This is a genomic window from Xenorhabdus taiwanensis, from assembly GCF_036512875.1.
Taxonomy (GTDB): Bacteria; Pseudomonadota; Gammaproteobacteria; order Enterobacterales; family Enterobacteriaceae; genus Xenorhabdus; species Xenorhabdus taiwanensis.
Window position 1 is genome coordinate 3,182,646 of record NZ_AP028978.1, and the last position, 26,093, is coordinate 3,208,738.

A 26,093-nucleotide genomic window follows, 5' to 3' on the forward strand; every position below is an offset into this window, starting at 1 on the left:
GCTATCTTATTAACTGCACTGCACCTTGAAATCTATTAAATATTTTCCCATTGTGGAATGATAAAATAAACCAAAAAAATAACTTTAATAAAAATGCCAGACGAAAAATATCGCCTGGCATCATTCTTTGGTCATCTTAATTTTTTGATTAAACTAGCTTTCTTGTTTTATTTTCTTGTTATAAACTCGCATTTTCAAATGCCTGAGACAAATCCGTTATCAAATCATCTGCATTTTCAATACCGACAGAAATCCGGATCAGTTGTGGGGTGATTCCGGCAGCCAGACGCTTTTCCAATGGAATGGAAGCATGGGTCATGGAAAATGGCTGACCAATCAAGCTCTCCACACCGCCTAAACTTTCCGCCAATGTAAACAGTTGCAGCGCTTTAATGACTCGACGCGCATAATCTTCATCCCCTTTCAGTACGATGGAGATCATGCCACCAAAACCTCGCATCTGACGTTTTGCCAATTCATGCTGAGGATGAGAAGCAAGGCCAGGATAATACACTTTCTCAACTTGTGGCTGCTGTTCAAGCCAATGTGCAATCTTCCCTGCGCTGTCAATATGGCGCTCCATACGCAATGCCAATGTCCGAATACCACGCAGGACAAGGAAACTACTGAATGGATCAAGAATGCCACCAATGGAATTTTGCAAGAAGGCAACTTGCTCGGCCAGCTCTGCGTTATTTCCCACCACCGCAAGGCCTGCAACAACATCAGAATGACCATTCAGGTACTTAGTTGCGGAATGCACAACAATATCAAAACCCAAATCAAGCGGACGCTGAATATAAGGGGAAGCAAAAGTGTTATCTGCCACACTGATAATATTATGCCGTCTGGCAATTCGCGCAATCGCGGCTAAATCAGCTATTTTCAATAGTGGGTTAGTAGGCGTTTCAACCCAAATCATTTTAGTATCAGTCTGAATTGCCGCTTCCAATGCCGCAGTATCCCCTGCCTCAATATAAGTCACTCTCAGACCCGCTGTCCGGCGACGCACTTTTTCCAGCAACCGGTAAGTCCCGCCATAAAGATCATCTACTGCAATGATGTGGCTGTCTTTATCAAGTAGCTCCAGAATGGTCGAACTGGCTGCCAGGCCAGAACCAAAAGCATAACCACGTGTTCCATTTTCTAATTCAGCAATCGCACGCTCTAAAGCATCACGAGTCGGATTCCCACTACGGGAATACTCATATCCAGTATGCTGGCCAGGTGCAACTTGAGCATAAGTTGATGTGGCATAGATTGCGGGCATCACTGCGCCAGTGTGATCAGGTATATAGCCTGCATGAACGCTTTGTGTATCAAATTTAATCCTATTAAACTTAGTCTTATCAAACTTAGCCATTAATTTATTCCTGAAAGAGATCAATTGAGTTGTTGACGCCATGCGTTCAGTACATCGGTACGAGTAATAAGCCCCAGAAAATAATTGTTATCATCAACAATCAGGGCCACATGACCAGCATCAAAGGTAGCAAGTAATTGTGCCAATGACGCTTTTTTATTGAGCGTATGAACCTGATTTGTCATCGCTTCAATGACAGGCAACGAGAAATGATGTGAATTAGCCTGAATGGCATGCATGAGATCCCATTCATCAATAATCCCGACAATTTGATCGTTTTCGATCACCGGTAACTGTGAAATGTCATACAGCCGCATGCGGTTATAAGCGATCTGCAAGGTATCTTGTGGAGAAACTGAAACTGTCGCACCATCCTGATAACGATAGGTAATATAATCGCTCAAATTATTTTCTTGTGATTGTGAACGCAGCCCTTGTTCCAATAACCAGTAATCATTAAACATCTTTGACAGATATTTGTTACCACTGTCACAAGCTAACGTCACCACGCGTTTCGGCGTTGTTTGTGCACGACAATAACGTAGTGCCGCCGCTAACAATGTTCCTGAAGAAGAGCCAGCCAGAATCCCTTCTGTCAGTAGTAAATCACGGGCGCAGGCAAACGCTTCTGCATCAGTAATACGATAAGCATGGTGAACCTGAGAAAAATCCCCAAGAGGCGGGACAAAGTCTTCTCCGATACCTTCCACAAACCAACTGCCAGCTTCGTCATAGTGACCATGCTCAACATAATCGGCAAGAATGGAACCCTTAGGATCGGCGAGGATAAATTCCGTATGAGGGGAAACTTCCTTAAAATACTGGCTCAAGCCCCCCAGAGTCCCGCCAGAACCGACACCAACCACCACAGCATCGACATTCTGCTCCATCTGCTGCCAAATCTCCGGCCCCGTGGTAGCAAGATGCGCGGCTGAGTTCGCAGGATTATTAAATTGATCAATATAATAAGCTCCACTGATTTCTTTCGACAGGCGCAAGGCATAGTCCTGATAATATTCTGGATGCCCTTTTCCGACATCAGAACGTGTCAGGCGAACATCGGTTCCCAGCGCTCGCAGGTGATAAATTTTTTCGCGGCTCATCTTGTCAGGTACAACTAAAATCAGTTTATAGCCCTTCATAGCGGCAACCAGCGCCAATCCAATGCCCGTATTACCTGCCGTGGCTTCAATGATGGTGCCCCCTGGCTTCAACAACCCCTGTTTTTCCGCCTGCTCAATCATTGAAAGTGCAACACGATCTTTAATCGAACCGCCAGGATTCTGATTCTCTAACTTAATAAATAGCTGGCATGGACCTGTATCCAAATGAGTCAATTCCAGTAGCGGTGTATTCCCTATAAGTTCAAGAACCGAACGTGGTGCTGCCATATTTGCCTCTTGATAATCGGTAAAATTTGCAAACAAAACTTTCAGATGGGAGAAGAATAACGCTGCATGGTAATCAATTTGAAAGAATAAATAAAAACTACATATAACAAAAGGGAATTAGTTAATTCGATATTGATAAATTAAAACCTGTCTACAAATCATTATTTTTTATCATTTAATAATAAATAAATCCTCATAACAGGGATTTTATAAAAATAAGTCCCTCACAATAATAATTTCATTGCAACCTAAACAGAACATCACTCAACTTGCATATTTCTTAATCCAGTAAGTCTGTAAAAATGATATACAATTAAATGACATAAAAATAAATATTCAAGAACCACTTTCCTCAACAAAAGAGGCACCTATGTATACATACAAAGAGGCCGCCAATTTTGCGGCATTCGTGTTATACGCAGCAAAAATGAACGAACAGAACTACAATAATCCAACCCCCCCAGCCGATCCCAGAATAAAAGAGGATGGATGGAAAGTTATAGCGTATATCTCAGCAAATGATCTATCTTTCTCCGTCACCCCCCGAGAAAGCGAATTGCCCGATCATGTCTGTTATGGCTATGTAGCAAAAAAAGTGGCTGAAAAAAACCATTCTCCAGAGGAACATATTATTGCCATACGTGGAACCGAACCCACAATTTTGCTAGAAGATGTTCATGATGGACTGATTGATTTTACATCACCGTGGACCCGTTTCCCCAAGATAGCAGTCAGCCAGGGATTTTTTAGTATCTATGACTCAATGAAGCTCACTAGTATTGAGCCTGCATCTCACTGTGATTACAGCAATTTCAAATTAGCTGAAGCGATTACCCAATTTATAGGAGTAAATAGTCAATTCACTATAGTCGGTCACAGCCTTGGCGCAGCAATTGCATCCTATCTGATGTATGAAATTGGCCCTATAGCGCCCAATCATTCAGCCTGTTTATTTGCCTGCCCAAGGCCAGGGAACGAAGAATTCTCCAAACACGTCACACAAAACTTTAGCAATTTTGTCGTGTTCAACTATATCGATGATGTCATACCTCATCTGCCCCCTAAAATTCTGGGATATGCCTCACTGGACTATATCAACGAGTTTAAACCTCAAACCAATTTAGATATTTCAGATGGGTTGCTATGTAGCCACTATTTAATCGACTACATTGCCAGATTAGATTTAGATGTGTTCAAAAGAGTCACAAAATACGGTGATATTGATTCTTGTATTAATTTATAGTTAGGCACTCATCATCGACAAACAGGAGCATAAAGATGAAATGGCGTGCTTACATATACAGCGCAATATTAATAGCAAGCAGCCTGTTTACTTCTGCATTATGGGCAAAAGGGGAAGCGCACTTGTTATTCCACATGGGGTTGGGAGCCAACGGTAAATTCTTTGTAGGCGGTACACTGCAAAATAAGGGCGACCAACCTGTGGCGGGGGGCTATCTGGCTGTTTTACCCCTTAATGCCCAATGTGAGCCAGGTACACTGACAATGTACTCATTTGAAGCATTAGCATCGGGGGAAAAGAAAGAATTTCGCATCCCGATAAATGCCCCGCTAAACAGTTACCGTTTAATAGGTTTTGGTGCCTATGACGATATGGGATTTCCTCTTCCCGCCATAGATGAAACAGCAAAAATCATTCAAGAGCGCGAACCCAGTGAGCGTAAAACCTGTCAATTAGCCCGAACACCAATATCTGCTAATCAGCCTGCACCCTAAAAGGGTGTAATATGAGGATGGTTTATCAAAAACAAACCATCCTTTTTATAACCCATTATTTCTTATCATAAAAATTATTGTGTACTTTTTCTTTCCGTATTGATCCGTAATAATGCAAACCCATCCCAACCTTTTTCCCCCACAGTCTGTAAAACCGTTACGGTCAGTTCAGGGTAGCTGGATATTTTATCCAGTGCCTGACGCACACCTTCGACAGGTTCGCTCCGCTGCTCATGTACAATTTCGCCTTCGCGGATCATATTGTCCATAATGATAATGCTTCCCGGACGACCCAACTTAACAGCCCAATCCAGATATAACGGACTATTTTGTTTATCGGCATCAATAAAAATCAAATCAAAGGGAACTTCAGAACTTAGCGTCTGCAAGGTTTCGCTGGCTTCTCCCACAATAATTTTGATTTTGTGGGCAAGCTGAGCTCTTTCGATATTATGCTGAGCCACTTCGGCTACATGGGGATCTTTTTCCAACGTGAACAGTATCCCATCATCAGGCAATCCTTTTGCCATATATTGGGCGCTATATCCTCCCAATGTGCCAATTTCGAGAATACGTCTTGCGCCACTAATTTGTACCATCATCATCAAAAACTGCCCTTGCAGCGCAGAAACATTAATGGCTGGCAATCCTTGAGTGGCCATATATTCAAGTGTTTGTTCAAGGTGCGGAGATTTAGGTAACAGGGCTTGTTTAAGATAGCCGTCAACTTCGGTCCACTGTTGCTGGAATGTTGCTGGCTGTACATTGGAACTCATGATCATACTCCTTTCATTGTTAAGGTTAAGTATTGAGAGAACATACCATTTAGAAAAAATGTTTTCGACGCATCACCTTTTGCTTATTCCAATTGGCTGGCACCTTTTGTGGCCTGACAAAGATAGATATCCGCTTTTAAACCTGTTTTCGCCTTGTATTGTTGCTCAATTGCCTTTTCCACACTTTTCACCAAATCAGGAGGAATCAACGCCACCACACAACCGCCAAAACCGCCTCCCGTCATACGGACACCGCCGTGATCACCAATCACATCTTTGACTATTTCCACCAGTACCTCTATTTCACGGACAGTAATGTCAAAATCATCACGCATGGAAATATGCGATGCAGCCATAAGCTGACCAAGGTGGAACAAATCACCAGCACTCAAAGCATCAGCCGCCAATGTAGTTCGCAAATTTTCACTGATCACATGGCGAGTCCGTTTGACGAGCAATGTATCGAGTAACGCTTGTTTAGCATTGAAATCTTCAAGAGTGATATCACACAATGTTTTCACTCCTAATAAACGGGCGGCTTCTTCACATTGCTGCCTGCGTAGATTGTATTCGCTATCCACCAGGCCACGCGGTTTATTGGAGTTGATGATCATCACAATCACCTGATCAGGCATACGGACAGATTGCGTAGCCAACGTGAAACAGTCGATCAACAAGGCGTGACCTTCTTCCCCACAAGCAGAGATTAACTGATCCATGATGCCAGAATTGCAACCGACAAATTGGTTTTCTGACTGTTGCCCACTCAATGCAATCATTTTGGGACTAATATCGAGCTGATAAAGCGACTTAATGGTTTGCCCAACTACGACTTCCAATGACGCAGATGAACTCAAACCCGCACCTTGTGGAATGTTGCCACTAATAGCAAGATCCATACCACCAAATGCATAACCACTCTCCACCAAAGAGTTCACCACACCACGGATGTAATTCGCCCACATTTTTTCTGGCTGAAAGAGAATAGGTTGGCAAAGATCAAATTCATCCCACTGATGATAATCAACCGCTATCACCCTGACACACATATCCCCACGTTTAGCGGCAGCAACCACTGTCTGGAAATTAATTGCGCAAGGCAAGACACAACCACCGTTGTAATCCGTATGCTCACCAATAAGATTCACCCGCCCTGGAGCCTGAAAAAAATGCGTTGGAGAATAGTTAAAGCATGCTTCAAAAGATTCAGTGACGTTTTGGATTAAAGTTTTCATCTCTTTTTCCTCCAGAAACGTTTCTTAGCGGAAATCAGCGTACCTTAAAACGAATGTCGCTGACATCCCGTAACCGCAGGGCGGCCTGTTCTGGCGTTAAATCACGCTGAACTGCCGCCAACATCTCATAACCCACCATAAACTTACGGACGCTGGATGAACGTAATAACGGCGGGTAGAACAGGGCATGTAATTGCCAATGATCAATATTGCGTTTGTATGATGTGGGGTTAGCATCGCATTGATGCTCGAAGAAAGGAGCAAAATGCCAGCCCATTGAATAGGGAAAAGCACATTGAAACAGATTATCATAACGACTGGTCAATTTTTTAATCGCTACTGCCAGATCATCACGTTGTGCTTCCGTCAGTTCATTCATGCGACGGATAGGATTTTTCGGCAATAGCATCGTTTCAAATGGCCATTCCGCCCAATAAGGTACAACCGCAAGCCAATATTCAGTTTCCACTACCGTACGTGCACCATCTTTGCGCTCAGCTTCAATATAATCCACCAATAAGTTAGTTCCTTGCTGACAATAATATTGCCGCAATAGTGCATCTTTACGTGCCAGCTCATCAGGCAGGAAATCACTGGCCCAAATCTGCCCATGAGGATGGGGCTGAGAACACCCCATCATTTCTCCTTTATTCTCAAAAATCTGAATCCAAATATAACGCTGGCTCAATTCGTCAATCTGCGCATTCCATGCATCAATCACATGACGGATTTGCTCCAATGGCAGCTCCGGCAATGTCTTGCTGTGATCAGGAGAAAAACAGAGTACCCGACAAACACCACTCACTGGCTCAATTTTAAATAATGGGTTATCGGTAGGATTAATATCAAAGCGTTTCGGTAGCAGGGCAGAATAATCATTCTGGAATATATAAACGTCCTGATAATCTGGATTGATATTACCTGACGCACGGGTATTATTCGGGCATAAAAAACAGTGTTCATCGTAATTTGGCAAGGTAACGTGAAGTGGTTTTTCATCAATTCCACTCCACGGTCGTTCAGTTCGGTGTGGTGAAACAATGATCCATTTTCCCGTCAAAGGATTGTATCGTCTGTGTGGATAATCAACAGCATTGAATCGCATCTTTGACATATTGGATACCCCTTGCTTTCACCACACAAACTTTACAGAAAGCTAAAATTTTCTTGCTGTTTCTTACTTCGCTTTATAGCCATTGGGATTTTGAGACTGCCAACGCCAGGCATCAGCGGTCATTTCCACGACAGTTCGCTTTGCTTTCCAACCCAGCTCTCGCTCGGCTTTCTCCGGGCTTGACCAACATTCTGCAATATCTCCCGGACGACGTGGGCAAATTTCATAAGGAACGGGTTGGCCGCAAGCATGACTAAAAGCGTCCACCATTTCCAGCACGCTGGTACCTTTTCCGGTGCCCAAATTATAAATGTGCAGTCCTGCTTTCTTACCAACGGCATTTAGGGCGGCAATATGTCCGTCAGCCAAATCCATAACATGGATATAATCGCGCACTCCAGTACCATCGGCTGTTGGATAATCATTTCCATACACAGACAGTTTTTCCCAGCGGCCTACCGCAACCTGAGCAATATAAGGCATCAAATTGTTGGGAATTCCCTGAGGATCTTCTCCCATTGTGCCAGAAGGATGAGCACCAACTGGATTGAAATAGCGCAACAACACCACAGACCAATCATTTTCTGCATGGTGGAGATCAGACAGGCAGCGTTCAACCATATACTTACTGGTGCCATAAGGGTTAGTTGTATTACCTACCGCAGACTGCTCAGTAATAGGCACAACATCCGGATCACCATATACCGTCGCAGATGAGCTAAAGATAATGCTTTTTACACCCGCTTTACGCATACTACGCACCAGCACCAGCGTTCCATTGACATTATTATCATAATATTCAATAGGTTTGGCGACTGACTCCCCAACCGCTTTCAGGCCTGCAAAATGGATAACTGACTGAACTTGGTGGCGGGAGAAAATAGCATCAAGGAATGATTCATCACGAATGTCCCCTTCATAAAACAGCGGCTGCACACCAGTCAATGCCTCAATACGAACCAGAACTTCACGATTGGCATTGCACAGGTTATCAATGATGATCGGCGTCATTCCAGCTTCAATCATTTGAACACAAGTATGGCTACCGATATACCCGATCCCGCCTGTCACTAATATTTCCACAACAACCCCTTTTCAAAAATGGTAACAACGAGGAGTATAAAAAGAGTTAGTACATTAGTGAACTAAAATTAAGATATGGCAAAATCAGATCATAAACATTTTTAATTGATCCGCTATCTAATAATCGCAGCCGATAATAAAAAACCATGATGAAAAAAATGACATTTACTTCTATCCTTACCTCTTCTCAAGCGATTGCCATGAATAATCCTTTTTTTACAGACATACAAGCAGGTACGCTGTCAGAACATCCCGATCTTCATGTCATAAAAACTTATTTTGATCCGTCTTACTATCGTGATGCACTATTTGACGAATGTGGCATTACCTACCCAAGCCAATTACAAAATGCAGTTAATAAACGACGTGCGGAATATCTGGCTGCCCGTTATTGCACTCAACAAGTTTTAAATCGTTTGGGTTACTCTGATTTTCAGGTAACCAATTCCCAAGATCGCTCCCCAATCTGGCCTGACAATATTTGTGGTTCGATTTCTCATTCGGCCAACTGTGCCATTGCTTTTGCGGCTTCTTGCAATAACTACCGCATGATAGGCATAGATATAGAACAAGAAATTAAACCAGATACCATCAAAAGTGTTTCATCGAGTATTATCAATGACAATGAAATGAAATTACTGACAGAATGCCCATTACCTTTTGCACAGGTATTCACTCTTGCGTTCTCCATCAAGGAGAGTCTGTTTAAGGCGCTTTATCCCCACGTAAAACGCTTCTTTGATTTCCATGCGGCTGAAATTACGTCAATTGATCACAGAGATTACGCTATAAGCATAAAACTACTGCAAACATTATCTGATGAGTATCGAGCTGGTTCGCAATTCCACGGAAATTTTGCCTTAATGCCTCAGCAGCAAGTGTTGACGTATATTGTGCAGTGATATTCTTTGTTTGAAAAAAAGCGACCCTAAATTTTTTCAAACATTGTAAATATCGCAAATTGCGATATCACAAGGAAGTGATATGCGAGTTATCACAGCAAAAGTCATCATTGAAGCGATGCAAAAACATGCTCAATGGAAGGTTGGCCTAAAACTCTGGTTAGATGTTTTTGATAGCAAGAAGCAAAAAAGGGCCGTTAGATATTTATATATCTGATATACATAAAAATAAATGCCGTATTATCACATGGCTTAATTCCAAATCAGGCACTTTTTACATTAAAGATGTTTGCACCCATACCGAATATGATAAATGGTGGCGTAAGCAGACTAAATCAAAACGATCAAAAAGATGAAGCATGAGAAAAACATCACTCGTTACTTATAAAAGGATTGATGGACTCATCGAAATTTTACCACAAATGATGCAGTCGATATCTGAGCAAATCAGCCCGCTGGCACTTTTGTTTTCAGCGTGTATTGAACCTGTAGAAAATGATGAAGATCTGAATGCCCGCATGGCACTGATTGATGAGTTATACTCATATGCTAAAGATACCGAACATGACGCAGCAAAGTTCGCTGATTTTATTACCGATCGTGTCTATGAGTACGAAGTTAAAAATCGCCAAGTCCCCAATGTTACTCCACGTGAAGCATTAAGTTATTTGATGAAAGAAAGAGGCATAAAGCAGCTTGATCTGCGTGGTATTGCAAACCAAAGTGTTATATCAGAAATATTGCATGGAAAACGTTCTATGAACATTGGGCAAGTAAAAGGCTTTGCCAAATTTTTTAATGTTCCTGTCGAAACCTTTATGGGATCTGACTGATAGAAAACGACTCTAAAACCATCACGAATAAAGCGGTGTTTTTCTATAGATACACTCAAACCTAAATTAAAGAATAAAGGCTCACCTTTAGATGAGCCTTTAAAAACAACTTACAAGATTAATGCATTACAGATCTTTCTTCGATGCCTGCAAATACAGCAACTCCAGTCCAATTGTTGCGGCAGCCAATGCCGTAATTTCAGATTGGTCATAAGCTGGTGCCACTTCTACCACATCCATTCCAACGATATTCAACGGTTGTAAGGCGCGCACTATTTTCAAGGCGCGATCTGACGTCAATCCACCAATCACTGGCGTTCCTGTACCTGGTGCAAATGCCGGATCAAGGCAATCAATATCGAACGTCAGGTAAATCGGCAAGTCACCAACCACCGTTTTAATCTGTTCAACAATATCATCAACACCGCGATCATTAACCTGACCAGCATCTAATACAGTAAAACCATTATTTGTATCGTGTTCAGTGCGAATACCTATTTGTACTGAGTGGTGAGGATCTATCAACCCTTCATTCGGCGCATGGTAAAACATCGTACCATGATCAAATTGACTGCCATTTGCATAAGTATCTGTGTGGGCATCAAAATGGATCAGCGCCATTTTGCCAAAGTGTTTTGCATGGGCACGTAACAGTGGCAAAGTAACAAAGTGATCACCACCAAACGTCAGCATACGTTTACCCGATGCCAGCACCTTTTCGGCATGTGCCTGCAACTTATCACTCATATCCTGAGCATCACCGAAATTAAAGACCAGATCCCCGCAATCCACCACATTCAAGTGCTTGCGTAAGCTAAAGTTCCACGGCCAACGGCAGCTTTCCCACGCCAGATTAGTCGATACCTGACGAATAGCGGCTGGCCCATGACGGCTGCCCGCACGTCCCGATGTTGCCATATCAAAAGGAACACCAGTAATTACCCATTCCGCATCACTGGAATAGGGTTGAAAATTCAATGGAAAACGCAGGAATCCGAAGGCATTTGAAACCAAAGAGTTATCAATTTGGTTTCCTAAGGAGCTAATACTCATGATATATCCTCAAAAGTCCTATGCTGGCTCATTACCCGTCTCCAATATTGGCAGTAACAAGTAACACAGAGGCTTATTTACACTAGAAGATTAATCTTCCAAATACGCTATCGAAACGAATGCGTACACACTCATATACAAACAGGAAAAGCACCTAATCAGGATTACTCGTCTTCCAAATAGGTGTAACCATACAGACCACTTTCAAACTCTTGCAAGAATTGTTCCTGCAAATTGCCATCCAGATCGGTCGATTTCACCTGATCACGGAAACGGGTCAATAATACCTGCGGCTCCAGTTTGACATATTGAAGCATATTGGCGACCGAATCACCTTCCTCGCTCTGCTTATAAGTCACTGCGCCATTTTCTGAAACATAAACATCAATGGCAGCCGTATCACCAAACAAGTTATGCATATTACCCAAAATTTCCTGATACGCTCCGACCATAAAGAAACCAATCAATGGCGGGTTTTCTGGATCATAAGCTGGCATTGGCATCGTTGTCGCCACACCATCGCCATCAACATAATGATCAATCGTACCGTCAGAATCGCAGGTAATATCCAGCAGAACAACACGACGATCCAGCGGCTTATCCAGACCTTCAATCGGCAAAACAGGGAAGAGTTGATCAATCCCCCACGCATCTGGCATTGACTGGAACAGCGAAAAATTCACGTAGAATTTATCGGCCATGCGTTCCTGTAATTCATCAATAATCGGACGATGGGCACGGTTGCTTGGGTCAAGATCTTGCTGAATATGGCGACAAATATTTAAATACAGTTCTTCCGCCCATGCTCGTTCTGACAGATCCAACATACCGTGAGCATACTGAGTATGGACGTCGTGCAGATCAAACTGGCTATCATGCAGCCATTCACGCAGAGAACGGCGGCTACTGTCAGATTGCATCTCCTGCCAGGTTTCCCACAAACTAGTCAGGGGACGCGTCGCATCTTCTGCCGGTGGCGTTGTTTGAGTAAACTCATTGTGCTCCACCCCAATCACATTGGAGACCAAAACCGTATGATGGGCGGTCAATGCACGGCCAGATTCCGTAATCACTGTTGGGTGAGGCAGGCCATGTTCTTCACACGCATCACCAATGCCCCAAATAACGTTATTCGCGTATTCATTTAAACCGTAGTTAACCGAGCATTCTGACTGAGAACGTGTCCCTTCATAATCGACACCTAAACCCCCACCCACATCAAAGCACTGGATCTTGACACCCAGTTTAGACAACTCGACATAAAAACGGGCAGATTCACGCACCCCCGTCGCCACATCACGGATATTCGCCAATTGGGAACCCAAATGGAAATGCAGCAATTGCAAGCTATCCAAACGCCCCGCTGAACGCAACCTTTCAACCAATTGCAATACCTGCGCGGCAGCCAATCCAAACTTAGATTTTTCACCGCCACTGGCCTGCCATTTACCAGAACCCTGAGATGCCAAACGGGCCCGAACCCCCAAACGTGGGATAACATTCAGGCGATTAGCTTCTTCCAGTACCATCTCAATTTCAGACATCTTTTCGATAACCAGATACACCTTGTGTCCCAGCTTTTCACCGATCAATGCCAGACGAACGTATTCGCGATCCTTATAGCCATTACAAACAATCACAGTACCCGTCATGCCTGCATGAGCCAGCACTGCCATTAATTCCGCTTTAGAGCCTGCCTCCAATCCAATCGGTTCATCAGCATTTGCCAATGTCTCAATAACGCGGCGATGCTGATTGACCTTAATCGGGTAAACAAGGAAGTAATCCCCTTTATACCCATAAGATTCACGTGCACGTTTAAATGCTGCATTAATCGAACGCAAGCGATGTTGCAAAATTTGAGGAAAACAAAACAATGCCGGCAAACGCAACCGTTCTTTTTCTTCCTGAACTTTCTTCACCAGAGTGGCGAGTTCAACTTGAGCTCCCGGTAAGTCAGGGTTTGGGCAAACACTGACATTACCCAGATCATTGACATAGTAATAGCCACCACCCCAGTATGCGATGTTATAGGTCTGTCGCATTTTGCGAGCGATATTATCATTCATGGCAGTCTCCTTCATGGAGTCGAGGTTTGCCTTCACCTGTAAAGTCAATAACCCAAGACACTATTTATCGTGCGTATCTTGCGCATTAAAAAATGTCAGGGAACAGCATGCTCTTAGATTATAGGGACGTTTAGAGAGTACTAAACAACATATTTACTGCGTGACTATATAATGATGCCAACCCAATTTATCTGCGGCTTAGCTGCGGGTAACATCGAAATACCTGCATATATAAAAGGAAGGGACAAGATGTGGATACATCAATGGCATAATGTGGCTGTTGGCCGTTAACATTCAGCAGATAATGGATCATAACCCCATTCACCTCCACATGGCTCACTATCGCAAGCCGTTTCTCAATTGAGAAGCAGGATACGCATATCTCCTGCAAACGCCTGTAACACCAAGTCCCACGTGCAAAAATGACTTGTGTTACGCGCGCAGTTTATACCTGTAATCCAGCAAAATTGCAAAACGAAATTTATCTAAACAGGGGAGATAAACACCTACATACTTTTTAGATATGAAAACTAAAATGTCACACACGGACAGGTAATTAAAATTAAAAAAACTGGTAACCTTAGCAAGAGTAACTTAGAATAGCCGTCTAGACGGTAATACATCCCATCCGCCCCTAAACCAAGATTATATTTAAGGTAATAAAATATAATGACTACACATCTTTTTACTTCTGAATCTGTTTCAGAAGGACATCCAGACAAAATTGCTGATCAGATTTCCGATGCCGTCCTTGATGCAATTTTAAAACAGGATCCTAAAGCTCGCGTAGCCTGCGAAACTTACGTTAAGACAGGCATGGTCATGGTTGGTGGTGAAATCACTACCAGCGCTTGGGTTGATATAGAAGAAATTACTCGCAGTACAGTACGTGAAATCGGCTATACCAGCTCAGATATGGGGTTTGATGCCAACTCATGTGCAGTTATCAGTGCCATTGGTAAACAATCCCCTGATATTAACCAGGGTGTTGATCGTATAGATCCTCTGAAGCAAGGAGCAGGAGATCAGGGCCTGATGTTTGGTTATGCAACCAATGAAACTGATGTTCTCATGCCAGCACCTATCACTTATGCACACCGTTTGGTTGAGCGTCAGGCCGAAGTTCGTAAAAACGGCACTCTGTCGTGGTTGCGCCCTGATGCAAAAAGTCAGGTCACTTTCCAATATGAGAACGGTAAGATTGTTGGCATTGATGCCGTTGTCCTTTCAACCCAGCACAGCGAAGATATCGATCAAAAAGCACTGCATGAAGCCGTGATGGATGAGATCATCAAACCCGTATTGCCTACCGAATGGCTTACTCCGATGACCAAATATTTCATCAACCCAACAGGTCGCTTTGTGATCGGTGGGCCAATGGGTGACTGTGGTCTGACTGGTCGTAAGATCATTGTTGATACCTATGGTGGTATGGCTCGTCACGGTGGTGGTGCATTTTCTGGTAAAGATCCTTCCAAAGTTGACCGTTCGGCAGCCTATGCAGCCCGTTACGTTGCCAAAAACATCGTTGCCGCAGGCCTGGCTGATCGTTGTGAAATCCAGGTTTCTTATGCCATCGGTGTTGCAGAGCCAACCTCTATCATGGTGGAAACGTTCGGTACAGAGAAAGTCCCAACTTCCACACTGATTCAACTAGTCCGTGAATTTTTTGATCTGCGTCCTTACGGCCTGATTAAGATGTTGAATCTGTTACAACCCATTTATCGCGATACCGCGGCTTACGGTCATTTTGGTCGTGAACAATTCCCGTGGGAAGCAACAGATAAAGCTGAAATTCTGCGCTCTGCGGCAGGATTGAAATAAAGACTTTGCTAACCTATGAAACCCGCAAATACTGCGGGTTTTTTTATGATCAAAAGAACAATATTCAGCCGTAATAAAATCCGTTAACATTTCGTTTTTCCTGCAACAAGCGATTATGCGTACCCTACGACAGAGGTTAACTCAGGCGAGTCATTTTCTACAGCAAAGGTTTCCCGAATCCCACATAATAAGATATATACTCATTTTTTATTCATGCTGGCCGCTTTAATTTTCTCTGCTTTTTCAATAATTTCATCAGAAGTTTTCCCATTAAGGGATTGAAAAAACTTCTGTTCCAACTTTTGTATATCTGTATGCTTGATGTTTCCATTCTTGTTATCCTTAAACAGATCATCAAAGTCGATACTATTGATCATGACAACGTTTAATGCGTCATCAAATTGTAATCTTTTATCTTCTGATAAAGTATCTCTGATTTTCTCAATGGATGTTTTTACAGCGATTTCATTTGTTCCATCAATTTTGAGTTGATTATCACATCCAGTCAATGCAAACCCCAATAAACAAATAATTAACAACTTTTTCATGATCAGCCCCGCTTATTACCGATAAAGTAATAATAGCAAGAATGAGAACACATCAATCGTTTTAAAGAAATTTTTATTATGAAATCAAGAATATTTATAACTTGATTATTGTTTACTCTATGTTATTAATGGGGTAGTATTTAATAATCAACGTATTATCGAATTCATTTTCTGCGTTACTAAATACTTCAACAAGGCTATTATTCATTCTTCTTTGTCATTTTTTAAATACATTTCCCCCATATTGTCAAAAGATAGTTTTATTATAATCATTTGTTATTAAAGCAAAAATCCACAATTAAATGTTTTTATGTCAGTAAAAGTGTAAAAACTGTTGATTGATTTGAATGACAACCATTATCATTTGCATTGAGCTGAAATAATGACAGAAACATCAACGTTCCCACGTTATGAAGAAGTATATTTGGAACACATAAGATTTAAAAAAACATAAGAGAACAGGAATTGATGATAAGTAACTTAACCGTACCTATATATTGATATCCTTATATAACTTTCAATACAAAGGAGAAACAATGTTTAACATTCATTACCCTATAAAAAGTTTTCTGTCCATGTTATTCATATTACTCCCCATACATGCTCAAGCAGAAAAAATTACCGTCAAAGATATTGTGGGACGTGAAATAACCGTCAACGCCCCTGTCAAACGCGCCATGCTGGCAGATAGCCGAATGGTTATTGCTCTAAATATTCTTCATCCCTCTGAACCATTGAAAGGCATTGCCGCGTGGGATAATGCACTGGAGAAAAAAGCGCCTGATCTTGCGACAGCCTATGAAAAGAAATTCCCTCAGCTAAGGAAAATTCCAGTCTTCCCCAATCCCTATACCAGCGATTTCAATGTTGAAAAGGCTATGATGTATAAACCCGATCTGGTTATTTTCGATATTGGGTTAAAATCTAAACTGGATAGCAGTAATACGATTAACTTATTGAAAAAAATAGGTGTCCCTGTCATTTTCATCGACTTTCGCCAACATCCTCTATCCAATACGGTTCCCAGCATGAGATTATTAGGGAAGGTTTTTAAACAGGAAGAAAATGCCAATAAATTCATTCAGTTTTATGAAAATCGCCTGTCCATAATTAATAAACGTATTGCGGCATTATCTCCTAAGCAAATTCCCAGCGTCTTTATTGAGCGTCATGCAGGTATGTTAGGTCCTGAAGATTGTTGCAATACCTTTGCCACTAATAGCTTCGGAGAGTTTGTTACTGCCGCGGGTGGCAATAATATGGGGAGCAAATGGTTTTCTGGTATGGGAGGCAAAATTAATGAAGAACAACTATTGGCTACCAATCCTGATTATTATCTGATGACCGTAGCAAATTGGGATACTGTTCATTCAAACAGCCAATCTGTCCCATTAGGTTATACCGGAGAGTTAGCAACATCGCAGAAACGTTTTCAAAAATTGCTCTCTCGTCCCAAGCTAAAGATTTTAGAATCGTATCGTAAAAAACGTGTTATGGCGATTTATCATCAATACTATGACACTCCATTCAATATCATTGCTGTAGAAGCCATTGCAAAATGGTTGCATCCCAATCTTTTCACAGATATTGATCCCCACGCAGACAATATTTATGTTCACCAAGCCCTTACAGCATTAAATGGCAGCGGTCTTTTCTGGATAACTGCAAAATAACTCCTTTTCTGAATCAAACCCACTCGTCTTCGAGTGGGAACTTCTTACTATTATAAATTTATAAAAAAATACAGTTTTATACTTATTTCTTATATAATGCTTTTTTATTTATTTAATAAACAATTCTTGGCTTTACGATATTGATACTTTTTCACAACAAAAATCCAGAGTAATTTTAACATCAGTCTTATTGCCCCAATAATCTTCCATAATAATGAGATGAATTATCATTATTATGGAAGACATTACGGTTTTCCAATTAAAGAGAAACGTTAAATTAATTAATAAAAAAAGAAATCGCCAATATCAATATTAACACTATGGATAAAACAGGAATCCTATGTCTACAATTCTAAAGAAGAAACCTTTATACCAGATACTCTATGTTCAAGTCATATTTGCCATTTTACTGGGTATCGCCCTTGGTCATTTTTATCCTGATATTGGAACATCGTTAAAACCATTAGGTGATGCATTCATTAAAATTGTGAAAATGATCATTGCACCTGTTATCTTTTTGACAGTAGTCACAGGGATAGCTGGAATGAATAATATAAAAAAGGTTGGGAATGTTGCAGCAAAATCAATGTTATATTTTTTAACATTTTCAACGCTTGCATTAGTTATGGGATTAATTATCGCCAATATTGTCCGCCCCGGCGATGGCTTAAATATCTCTCCTGATTCGTTAGACAGCAGCAAGGTTATTGGTTATGTGGAGAAAGCCCATGAATCATCCATTGTTGACTTTCTCATGAATATCATCCCTGAAACGATTGTCAGCCCACTTGTGAATGGCAATATTCTCCAGGTCCTGTTTATTTCAGTTATGTTTGGTATCGCTTTAGCCGCTACAGGGAAAAGAGGAGAACCTGTTTTAGCGTTTTTGCAACATCTCTCAGAACCTATCTTCAAAATGGTAGGAATTTTAATGAAATTAGCACCGATTGGTGCATTTGGGGCAATGGCCTTTACCATAGGTAAATATGGTATTGCATCAATTGGAAATTTGATGATGTTAATTGTAACTTTTTACATTACATCATTGCTTTTTGTTCTTATTATATTGGGTGCGGTTGCTAAATATAATGGGTTCTCTATCATTCAATTAATAAAATATATTAAAGATGAGCTATTGTTAGTTTTAGGAACTTCATCCTCAGAGGCTGCCTTACCCGGCCTAATGAAGAAAATGGAAAATCTGGGTTGTGAGAAATCGGTTGTTGGTTTAGTTATTCCAACAGGTTATTCATTCAACCTTGATGGTACTAATATTTATATGACGATGGCTGCATTATTTATTGCTCAGGCAACCAACATTGAATTAAGTCTATATGAGCAAATCTCTTTATTATTAGTTGCTATGATAAGTTCAAAAGGTGCGGCAGGTGTAACAGGAGCCGGTTTTATTACACTCGCTGCGACCTTATCGGTTGTACCCAGTGTGCCTGTAGCTGGCATGGCGCTTATTTTGGGCATTGACAGATTTATGTCTGAGTGCCGCGCATTGACAAATTTAGTTGGCAATGCTTGTGCCAGCATTGTTGTAGCCCGCTGGGAAAATGCTTTAGATAAAGAAAAGATGAATCAAATATTAAATGGTGATATTCAAAATTCAGTAGAAAAAACACTAAATAAATAAGTTATATTGCCTATAGAAAATAATAAAGATTTATATCCCCCTGCTATAAATGGGGGATATACCCTCACCCAAAACAAAAAATTCAGTTGAAAAACCCAATGTAAATAAAAATTATCTCATGGAAATTATAATATATAACACTCTGTTATTAGTTTCAGGGCAGATATCCCACCAGAAAAAGAAATCATATGCAACAAAGTAATTTCCGCTATCGTTCTGTTAACCACTAATATTTATATTTACTGCCAGAAACAATTTATATTTCTATTCTATTTTGATAAAAATTGAGAATTAGTCTAATAATAACTTAGGAATATATATCCTAACATACCAAAAACCAAAGTATCCGGAGAATATAATGAAAAAATTACATAATATCGAAAAAGAATTTTTACCTTGTAAATCTTATAAGATGCTGATTAATGGCGAGTGGATTGATAGCGTTTCAAAAAATACAATGCAAAGCTACAACCCTGCAACAGGTGAATTGCTAACAGAATATGCTGCTGGAAATGCCGAAGATGTTGAACTTGCTGTCAAAGCTGCTCAAAAAGCCCTGCCAGCATGGAGCAAAACATCCGCGGTTGAAAGGCAATCTTTATTACTGAAAATTGCCGATTTGCTGGAGGCCGAAGCCGAACGTTTTATTGTCCTTGAAACATTAGATGGGGGTAAAACTCAGGCTTTATGTCGCCATTTCGATGTTCCTTTTTCTGTTGATCATTTCCGCTACTTTGCCGGCGTTATCCGCGCTCATTCTGATACTACTGATGTCATCGATAATGACACATTAAGCTTAGTCATCAGAGAACCAATAGGTGTAATCGGGCAGATTATTCCATGGAATTTCCCGTTATTGATGGCTGCCTGGAAACTCGCGCCTGCCCTTGCTGCCGGTAATACTATTGTTATCAATCCTGCTAGCCTGACCCCAATCACTCTGCTTGAGCTGGGACGTATCATGAATCAAGTTCTGCCAGCGGGCGTTGTCAATATTGTTACAGGACGCGGTTCAGTTGTAGGCCAGGCAATCCTCGATCATGACGGCATTGACAAAGTCGCCTTTACCGGCTCAACAGAAGTTGGTTACAACGTTGCCGCTGCGGCAGCAAAAAGGCTCATTCCGGCAACGTTGGAATTAGGGGGTAAATCGGCCAACATCGTTTTCCCTGATGCCAATATGAAAAAGGCAATCAAATATGCAGCCAATGCCATTTTGCTGAACCAAGGGCAAGCCTGTGAATCCGGTGCCCGCTTGTTCCTGCATAAAGATATTCATGATGAATTCCTGAACTCACTGAAAACCGTGTTTGAATCCATCAAAGTCGGCGATCCGATGCTGGCAGAAACAGAAATGGGCTGCCAGGTCAGTGAAGAACAGATGAACACGATATTAGGTTATATCGACCTTGCAAAACAGGAAGGTGCAACCATTTTGACTGGCGGAAAACGCATAATCGGAACAGGATATGATGATGGATTCTTTATCCAGCCGACAATTCTTGCCAATGTCACCAATAAGATGCGAGTGGCACAGGAAGAAATTTTCGGGCCTGTACTATGTGTCATTCCATTCAGCAACGAAGAAGAAGTCATCGAAATGGCTAATGATTCCGAATATGGCCTGGCAGGTGCCGTATGGACGCAGGATATTAACCGTGCCCTACGCATCGCCAAGGCAATAAAAACAGGCCGTATGTGGATTAATACCTATCACGAATTGCCGGCTCATACGCCTTTCGGTGGCTATAAGAAATCGGGGCTTGGGCGTGAAACCCACAAGATGATGTTAGATGCTTATACTGAGGTGAAAAACATCTATATCAGTACTAAAGAAGACTAATACAATCGCCACCTGCAAAGGTGGCGATTTTAGACATGGCTTATTCAAGCATTAAAAGCCAGAAGGAATTACAGCCAGAAGAACCAGGCAATCGCAGAAATAATGGCAATACATACCAAATTCAGCACTATGCCTACCCTGACCATTTCAATTTGTTTGATATAGCCAGTACCATAAACAATTGCGTTAGGTGGCGTTGCTACAGGTAGCATAAATGCACAGGATGCCCCTATACCAATTATCAGGGTCAAAACCACGACGGGCATTCCCAGCGCTTCTGCAACTGTGGCAAAAATAGGTACAAGAAGTGCTGCGCTCGCAGTATTACTGGTAAATTCTGTCAGGAAGATAATAAACGCAGCAATTGCAATGATGATCACAAACCAAGGGCTGCTACCGAAAGTTGCTGCCATGCCATTCGCCATAACTTCACTGGCACCGGAGTTTTTCAAGACAGCACTCAATGTCAGGCCACCACCAAACAGCATCAATACGCCCCACTCGGTGTTGTTTTGAATCTGTGACCATGTTGATACGCCAGTGATACCAATCAGGATAGCGGCGCTCACTGCAATAATCGTATCCAGATCTTTGACACCACCGAGTGCATCACTAATAAATGAACTGAAAATCCAGCACACTACAGTTAACAAGAAAATACCCATGGCAATAACACGTTTACCATTCCATTCCAGGTGCTCCAATTCCAGATCAAATTTATGATTCAGATTTGGACGCAACATGAGGTACATCACTCCCACCATGACTGGCATGAGAATAATGACCATTGGCACGCCGTATTTCATCCATGTAAAGAAATCCATACCTAATTGTGCAGCAGCGATAGCATTGGGGGGGCTACCTACTAACGTCCCCAGGCCACCGATGCTGGCGCTATATGCAACACCAAGCAGCACAAAAACAAAGGTATTGCGCTCAGTACGTACATCCAGATTCGCCAGAATTCCGAGGATAAGTGGTAACATCATGGCAGCAGTTGCCGTATTGCTTATCCACATAGAAAGCAGCGCAGTAATGCCAAATATCAGCAATACCGCCACAGATAAACGCCCACGGGCAATCATTAGCAAGCGGTTAGCTATCAATCGGTCCAGGCCTTGGATATGTAGTGCCGTTGCCAATGCAAAGCCACCGAAGAACAAAAAGATTATTGGGTTTGCAAAAGATTTCAGTGCATCACCGGTATTCATCAATCCCATACCGACCGCCAGAATAGGGATACACAGCGCAGTAATGGTGACATGAATGGCTTCCGTTAACCATAACACGCCAACAAATACCATTAATGCCAAGCCCGCATTTGCTTTTTCCCCATAAGGCAAAAACTTGAGCAATATCACAAGCAAAATGATGTCCAGCGCGAGAATAATTAATCCTCTTTTATTTGAGGGTGCAGGACCAATCGCCGGGGTTAAAGATTCAGAAGCGTCCATGAAGACTCCATAAAACAATGAAACATAACTCTGTAATGTAAAAAGATAATTGATGAATCATTGCCACAAATGTTAAGGAATTACATTACATGTGAAATAATAAGGAGTATCAACAAGGAATAAAATACGGGTTTTATAATTTTGGGATCTGTTACGCGGGATTTGTCTGACTACTGAATTATTGTTCAAAAAAAGAACTGAATTTCTGTTGTTATATCACATTTTTACCCTGCAATAAGATAAGTAACCAACATGAAAAATAAAATTTTCTTTCGATAAAAAGGCGAAAGAGGATATTCCCTTTCGCCTAAACATAAAAAAAAATTATATTTTAACAGGAAAAACCGACAATTATGCCTGGCCTTTCACTTCTTTCAGGCCGTTGAAAGGAGCACGGTTACCCAATGCTTCTTCGATACGGATCAGCTGGTTGTATTTAGCAACACGGTCAGAACGGCTCATAGAACCCGTTTTGATTTGACCCGCAGCAGTACCAACAGCCAGATCAGCAATAGTGGCATCTTCAGTTTCACCAGAACGGTGAGAGATGACCGCAGTGTAACCTGCATCTTTTGCCATCTTGATTGCAGCCAGAGTTTCAGTCAAAGAACCGATCTGGTTGAACTTGATCAGGATGGAGTTTGCGATACCTTTTTCGATACCTTCTTTCAGGATCTTGGTATTAGTTACAAACAGATCGTCACCAACCAACTGGATTTTGTCACCCAGTACTTTAGTCTGGTAAGCAAAACCATCCCAATCAGATTCGTTCAGGCCATCTTCGATGGAAACGATTGGGTATTCTTTGGTCAGTCCTTCCAGGTAATGGGTGAATTCCTGAGAGGTGAAAGTCTTACCTTCGCCTTTCAGTTCATAGTTGCCCGTTTCTTCGTTATAAAATTCAGAAGCTGCACAGTCCATCGCCAGAGTAATGTCTTTACCCAGTATGTAACCCGCTTTCTCAACCGCTTCTTTGATTGCTGCCAGCGCTGCTGCGTTAGATTCCAGGTTTGGTGCATAGCCACCTTCATCACCCACCGCAGTGTTCATACCTTTGGCTTTCAGCACTTTCGCCAGATTGTGGAATACCTCGGAACCCATGCGTACAGCTTCTTTCAGTGTGCTTGCGCCAACTGGCTGGATCATGAATTCTTGAATATCGACGTTGTTATCTGCATGTTCACCACCGTTGATGATGTTCATCATTGGCAGAGGCATGGAGAATTTACCCGGAGTACCGTTCAACTCAGCGATGTGCTCGTATAGAGGCATCCCTTTCGCTGCAGCGGCTGCTTTGGCGTTTGCGAGAGAAACAGCCAAAATCGCGTTAGCACCGAAGTTAGATTTGTTTTCAGTACCATCCAGCTCGATCATGATCTTGTCGATGTTAGCCTGATCTTTCGCATCCTGACCAACCAGAGCCTGTGCAATCGGACCGTTAACCGCAGAAACGGCTTTCAGTACACCTTTACCCATGAAGCGAGACTTATCGCCATCACGCAGTTCCAGCGCTTCGCGAGAACCGGTTGATGCACCTGATGGCGCAGCGGCCAGACCAACAAAGCCGCCTTCCAGGTGTACTTCTGCTTCTACCGTTGGGTTACCACGGGAGTCGATGATTTCACGGCCAAGCACTTTAACGATTTTGGACATTAGGTTTTCCTCAGTACAAGTTAAATTACGGGCAACCAATTGAGATTAAAACTATTTTCTTAAATAGTGACTACCTTAAAAACAAATTAGCTTAATATCAATCCATTGCCCCATATCTTATTTCAACTGGCCTTTCTGATATTTGCCAGCAGCTTCGACAAAGCCAGCAAATAGCGGATGACCATCGCGAGGCGTTGAAGTGAATTCTGGATGGAACTGACACGCCACGAACCACGGATGCGCTGGGTTCTCAATGATTTCCACCAGTTTGTTGTCGATTGAACGGCCAGCAATGCGCAAGCCTGCATCTTCAATGCGCTTCAACAGCAAATTATTCACTTCATAACGATGGCGATGACGCTCAACGATGTCATTCTGGCCATAAAGTGTATGTACCAGACTGTTTTCAGTCAGATGGCACAATTGGCCACCAACGCGCATCGTTCCGCCGAGATCGCTCTCTTCGCTACGTACTTCTACGTTGCCGTTCTCATCACGCCATTCGGTGATCAAAGCAACAACTGGTAACTTACATTCAGGATCGAATTCAGTGGAGTTAGCCTCAGCCATTCCCGCAACATTGCGAGCGAATTCAATCAGGGCCACCTGCATACCCAAACAAATGCCCAAATATGGGATCTTGTTTTCACGGGCATAACGTGCGGTCATGATCTTGCCTTCAATACCACGACCACCGAAGCCACCTGGTACCAGAATTGCGTCCAGACCTTTCAATACATCAACACCACGCGTTTCAACATCCTGTGAATCGATCAGCTTGATGTTGACCGTCAGGCGATTTTTCAGCCCGCCATGTTTCAATGCTTCAATCACTGATTTATACGCATCTGGCAATTCAACGTATTTGCCCACCATCCCAATGGTCACTTCACCCGATGGGTTGGCTTCTTCATAAATGACCTGTTCCCATTCAGACAGATCCGCTTCCGGGCATTCGAGGCTGAATCGTTTACAAATATAATCATCTAAACCCTGAGATTTCAAGAGGGCTGGAATTTTATAAATGGAATCAACATCTTTTAAAGAGATAACCGCTTTCTCTGGTACGTTACAGAAAAGCGCAATTTTTGCACGTTCATTGGCAGGAACAATGCGATCTGAACGGCAGATCAATACGTCCGGCTGAATACCAATGGACAATAATTCTTTCACGGAATGCTGGGTTGGTTTCGTTTTCACTTCGCCCGCTGCGGCCATATAAGGCACCAGAGTCAAGTGCATGAACAGCGTATTTTCACGGCCTACTTCTACCGCCATCTGACGAATGGCTTCAAGGAATGGCAGGGATTCGATATCACCGACAGTACCCCCGATTTCCACCAACACAACATCATGGCCTTCTGCACCACGGATGATGCGGTCTTTGATTTCATTGGTGATGTGAGGGATAACCTGAATGGTTGCACCCAAATAATCGCCACGGCGTTCTTTGCGCAACACTTCTGAATAGACACGACCTGTCGTAAAGTTATTGCGGCGTGTCATTTTGGTTCGGATGAAACGTTCGTAATGACCTAAATCAAGATCAGTTTCAGCGCCATCTTCGGTAACGAAAACTTCCCCGTGTTGGGTTGGGCTCATTGTGCCTGGATCGACGTTGATATACGGGTCCAGTTTCATAATGGTGACATTGAGTCCACGGGCTTCGAGTATAGCCGCCAAAGAGGCTGCGGCAATGCCTTTACCCAGAGAGGATACGACCCCGCCGGTCACAAAAATATAATTAGTTTTCATGCTGAACCTGAAAGTTTAGGTTTAAAAGGATGATGAATATAACAGGACGGGAAAGCAGTATACCCTAACCTTAATTTCGCTACAAACCATCTAAATAGGGTAAGGTGCCCCATAAACAGTAACATAGGGAAACAAATACCCTATT

22 protein-coding genes are annotated in these 26,093 nt (G+C 42.2%); 10 read left to right on the plus strand and 12 right to left on the minus strand.

The genetic code is table 11. From position 1 onward, the window contains the following. Positions 1-178: 178 nt before the first annotated feature. Positions 179-1,363, minus strand: coding sequence for a trans-sulfuration enzyme family protein (locus tag ACE1SE_RS14790; protein ID WP_374051514.1), 1,185 nt, complete (start codon positions 1,361-1,363; stop codon positions 179-181). Positions 1,364-1,383: 20 nt separating this feature from the next. Beyond that, positions 1,384-2,754: a pyridoxal-phosphate dependent enzyme gene (locus tag ACE1SE_RS14795; RefSeq protein WP_374051515.1), complete on the minus strand. Its 1,371-nt coding sequence runs from the start codon at positions 2,752-2,754 to the stop codon at positions 1,384-1,386. Between the two features lie 370 nt (positions 2,755-3,124). On the opposite strand from ACE1SE_RS14795, the gene ACE1SE_RS14800 reads away from it, so the two are divergent. Together ACE1SE_RS14800 and ACE1SE_RS14805 are read left to right on the plus strand one after the other, a co-directional pair. After that, a complete protein-coding gene (locus tag ACE1SE_RS14800; protein WP_374051516.1) occupies positions 3,125-3,997 on the plus strand; it encodes a lipase family protein in 873 nt (290 codons plus the stop codon). A gap of 35 nt (positions 3,998-4,032) precedes the next feature. Then, positions 4,033-4,491 carry a membrane-associated Zn-dependent protease 1 gene (locus ACE1SE_RS14805; protein WP_374051517.1) on the plus strand — a complete coding sequence of 153 codons (459 nt, stop codon included), beginning with the start codon at positions 4,033-4,035 and terminating at the stop codon, positions 4,489-4,491. A gap of 74 nt (positions 4,492-4,565) precedes the next feature. On the opposite strand, the gene ACE1SE_RS14810 is transcribed toward ACE1SE_RS14805, so the two are convergent. From ACE1SE_RS14810 to galE, 4 genes are all read right to left on the minus strand, one after another. Beyond that, positions 4,566-5,267, minus strand: a complete 702-nt coding sequence (locus ACE1SE_RS14810) for an O-methyltransferase (RefSeq protein ID WP_374051518.1) — start codon at positions 5,265-5,267, stop codon at positions 4,566-4,568. A gap of 83 nt (positions 5,268-5,350) precedes the next feature. Further along, entirely contained in the window at positions 5,351-6,502 is a 1,152-nt protein-coding gene (gene galK, locus ACE1SE_RS14815) for a galactokinase (RefSeq protein ID WP_374051519.1), read from the minus strand. A 34-nt stretch (positions 6,503-6,536) separates the two neighbouring features. After that, positions 6,537-7,616: a UDP-glucose--hexose-1-phosphate uridylyltransferase gene (locus ACE1SE_RS14820; RefSeq protein WP_374051520.1), complete on the minus strand. Its 1,080-nt coding sequence runs from the start codon at positions 7,614-7,616 to the stop codon at positions 6,537-6,539. A gap of 63 nt (positions 7,617-7,679) precedes the next feature. Next, positions 7,680-8,699, minus strand: coding sequence for a UDP-glucose 4-epimerase GalE (galE, locus tag ACE1SE_RS14825; protein ID WP_374051521.1), 1,020 nt, complete (start codon positions 8,697-8,699; stop codon positions 7,680-7,682). A gap of 158 nt (positions 8,700-8,857) precedes the next feature. Here galE and ACE1SE_RS14830 point away from each other — a divergent pair, with 158 nt between their 5' ends. The 4 genes from ACE1SE_RS14830 to ACE1SE_RS14845 all read left to right on the plus strand — a co-directional run bounded on the left by ACE1SE_RS14830 (position 8,858) and on the right by ACE1SE_RS14845 (position 10,434). Next, positions 8,858-9,601: a 4'-phosphopantetheinyl transferase family protein gene (locus tag ACE1SE_RS14830; protein WP_374051522.1), complete on the plus strand. Its 744-nt coding sequence runs from the start codon at positions 8,858-8,860 to the stop codon at positions 9,599-9,601. Between the two features lie 82 nt (positions 9,602-9,683). Further along, the gene (locus ACE1SE_RS14835) at positions 9,684-9,818 is read left to right on the plus strand and encodes a hypothetical protein (RefSeq protein ID WP_374053717.1); all 135 of its coding nucleotides are present in this window, start codon (positions 9,684-9,686) and stop codon (positions 9,816-9,818) included. Beyond that, a complete protein-coding gene (locus tag ACE1SE_RS14840; protein WP_374051523.1) occupies positions 9,766-9,957 on the plus strand; it encodes a type II toxin-antitoxin system HigB family toxin in 192 nt (63 codons plus the stop codon). Before ACE1SE_RS14835 ends, ACE1SE_RS14840 begins: the two co-directional genes overlap by 53 nt. A gap of 3 nt (positions 9,958-9,960) precedes the next feature. Continuing rightward, a complete protein-coding gene (locus tag ACE1SE_RS14845; protein ID WP_374051524.1) occupies positions 9,961-10,434 on the plus strand; it encodes a helix-turn-helix domain-containing protein in 474 nt (157 codons plus the stop codon). Between the two features lie 126 nt (positions 10,435-10,560). On the opposite strand, the gene speB is transcribed toward ACE1SE_RS14845, so the two are convergent. Next, positions 10,561-11,487: an agmatinase gene (speB, locus tag ACE1SE_RS14850; RefSeq protein ID WP_374051525.1), complete on the minus strand. Its 927-nt coding sequence runs from the start codon at positions 11,485-11,487 to the stop codon at positions 10,561-10,563. Between the two features lie 164 nt (positions 11,488-11,651). Next, positions 11,652-13,556: a biosynthetic arginine decarboxylase gene (gene speA, locus ACE1SE_RS14855; RefSeq protein WP_374051526.1), complete on the minus strand. Its 1,905-nt coding sequence runs from the start codon at positions 13,554-13,556 to the stop codon at positions 11,652-11,654. 669 nt (positions 13,557-14,225) lie between these two features. Here speA and metK point away from each other — a divergent pair. Further along, positions 14,226-15,380 (plus strand): methionine adenosyltransferase, encoded by a 1,155-nt coding sequence (gene metK, locus ACE1SE_RS14860; protein WP_374051527.1) that lies wholly within the window; start codon positions 14,226-14,228, stop codon positions 15,378-15,380. Positions 15,381-15,580: 200 nt separating this feature from the next. On the opposite strand, the gene ACE1SE_RS14865 is transcribed toward metK, so the two are convergent. Next, positions 15,581-15,928 carry a DUF6694 family lipoprotein gene (locus ACE1SE_RS14865; RefSeq protein WP_374051528.1) on the minus strand — a complete coding sequence of 116 codons (348 nt, stop codon included), beginning with the start codon at positions 15,926-15,928 and terminating at the stop codon, positions 15,581-15,583. Positions 15,929-16,464: 536 nt separating this feature from the next. On the opposite strand from ACE1SE_RS14865, the gene ACE1SE_RS14870 reads away from it, so the two are divergent. From ACE1SE_RS14870 to ACE1SE_RS14880, 3 genes are all read left to right on the plus strand, one after another. Next, positions 16,465-17,601: an ABC transporter substrate-binding protein gene (locus ACE1SE_RS14870; protein WP_374051529.1), complete on the plus strand. Its 1,137-nt coding sequence runs from the start codon at positions 16,465-16,467 to the stop codon at positions 17,599-17,601. Between the two features lie 340 nt (positions 17,602-17,941). Beyond that, a complete protein-coding gene (locus ACE1SE_RS14875; RefSeq protein ID WP_374051530.1) occupies positions 17,942-19,243 on the plus strand; it encodes a dicarboxylate/amino acid:cation symporter in 1,302 nt (433 codons plus the stop codon). A gap of 358 nt (positions 19,244-19,601) precedes the next feature. Continuing rightward, positions 19,602-21,086, plus strand: coding sequence for an aldehyde dehydrogenase family protein (locus ACE1SE_RS14880; protein WP_374051531.1), 1,485 nt, complete (start codon positions 19,602-19,604; stop codon positions 21,084-21,086). 68 nt (positions 21,087-21,154) lie between these two features. On the opposite strand, the gene ACE1SE_RS14885 is transcribed toward ACE1SE_RS14880, so the two are convergent. The 3 genes from ACE1SE_RS14885 to pyrG form a co-directional block, all read right to left on the minus strand. Next, complete coding sequence (locus tag ACE1SE_RS14885) at positions 21,155-22,540, minus strand: SLC13 family permease (RefSeq protein WP_374051532.1); 1,386 nt, start codon at positions 22,538-22,540, stop codon at positions 21,155-21,157. A gap of 351 nt (positions 22,541-22,891) precedes the next feature. Then, a complete protein-coding gene (gene eno / locus ACE1SE_RS14890) occupies positions 22,892-24,193 on the minus strand; it encodes a phosphopyruvate hydratase (protein ID WP_374051533.1) in 1,302 nt (433 codons plus the stop codon). Positions 24,194-24,310: 117 nt separating this feature from the next. Then, the gene (gene pyrG / locus ACE1SE_RS14895; RefSeq protein WP_374051534.1) at positions 24,311-25,948 is read right to left on the minus strand and encodes a glutamine hydrolyzing CTP synthase; all 1,638 of its coding nucleotides are present in this window, start codon (positions 25,946-25,948) and stop codon (positions 24,311-24,313) included. Positions 25,949-26,093 lie beyond the last annotated feature (145 nt).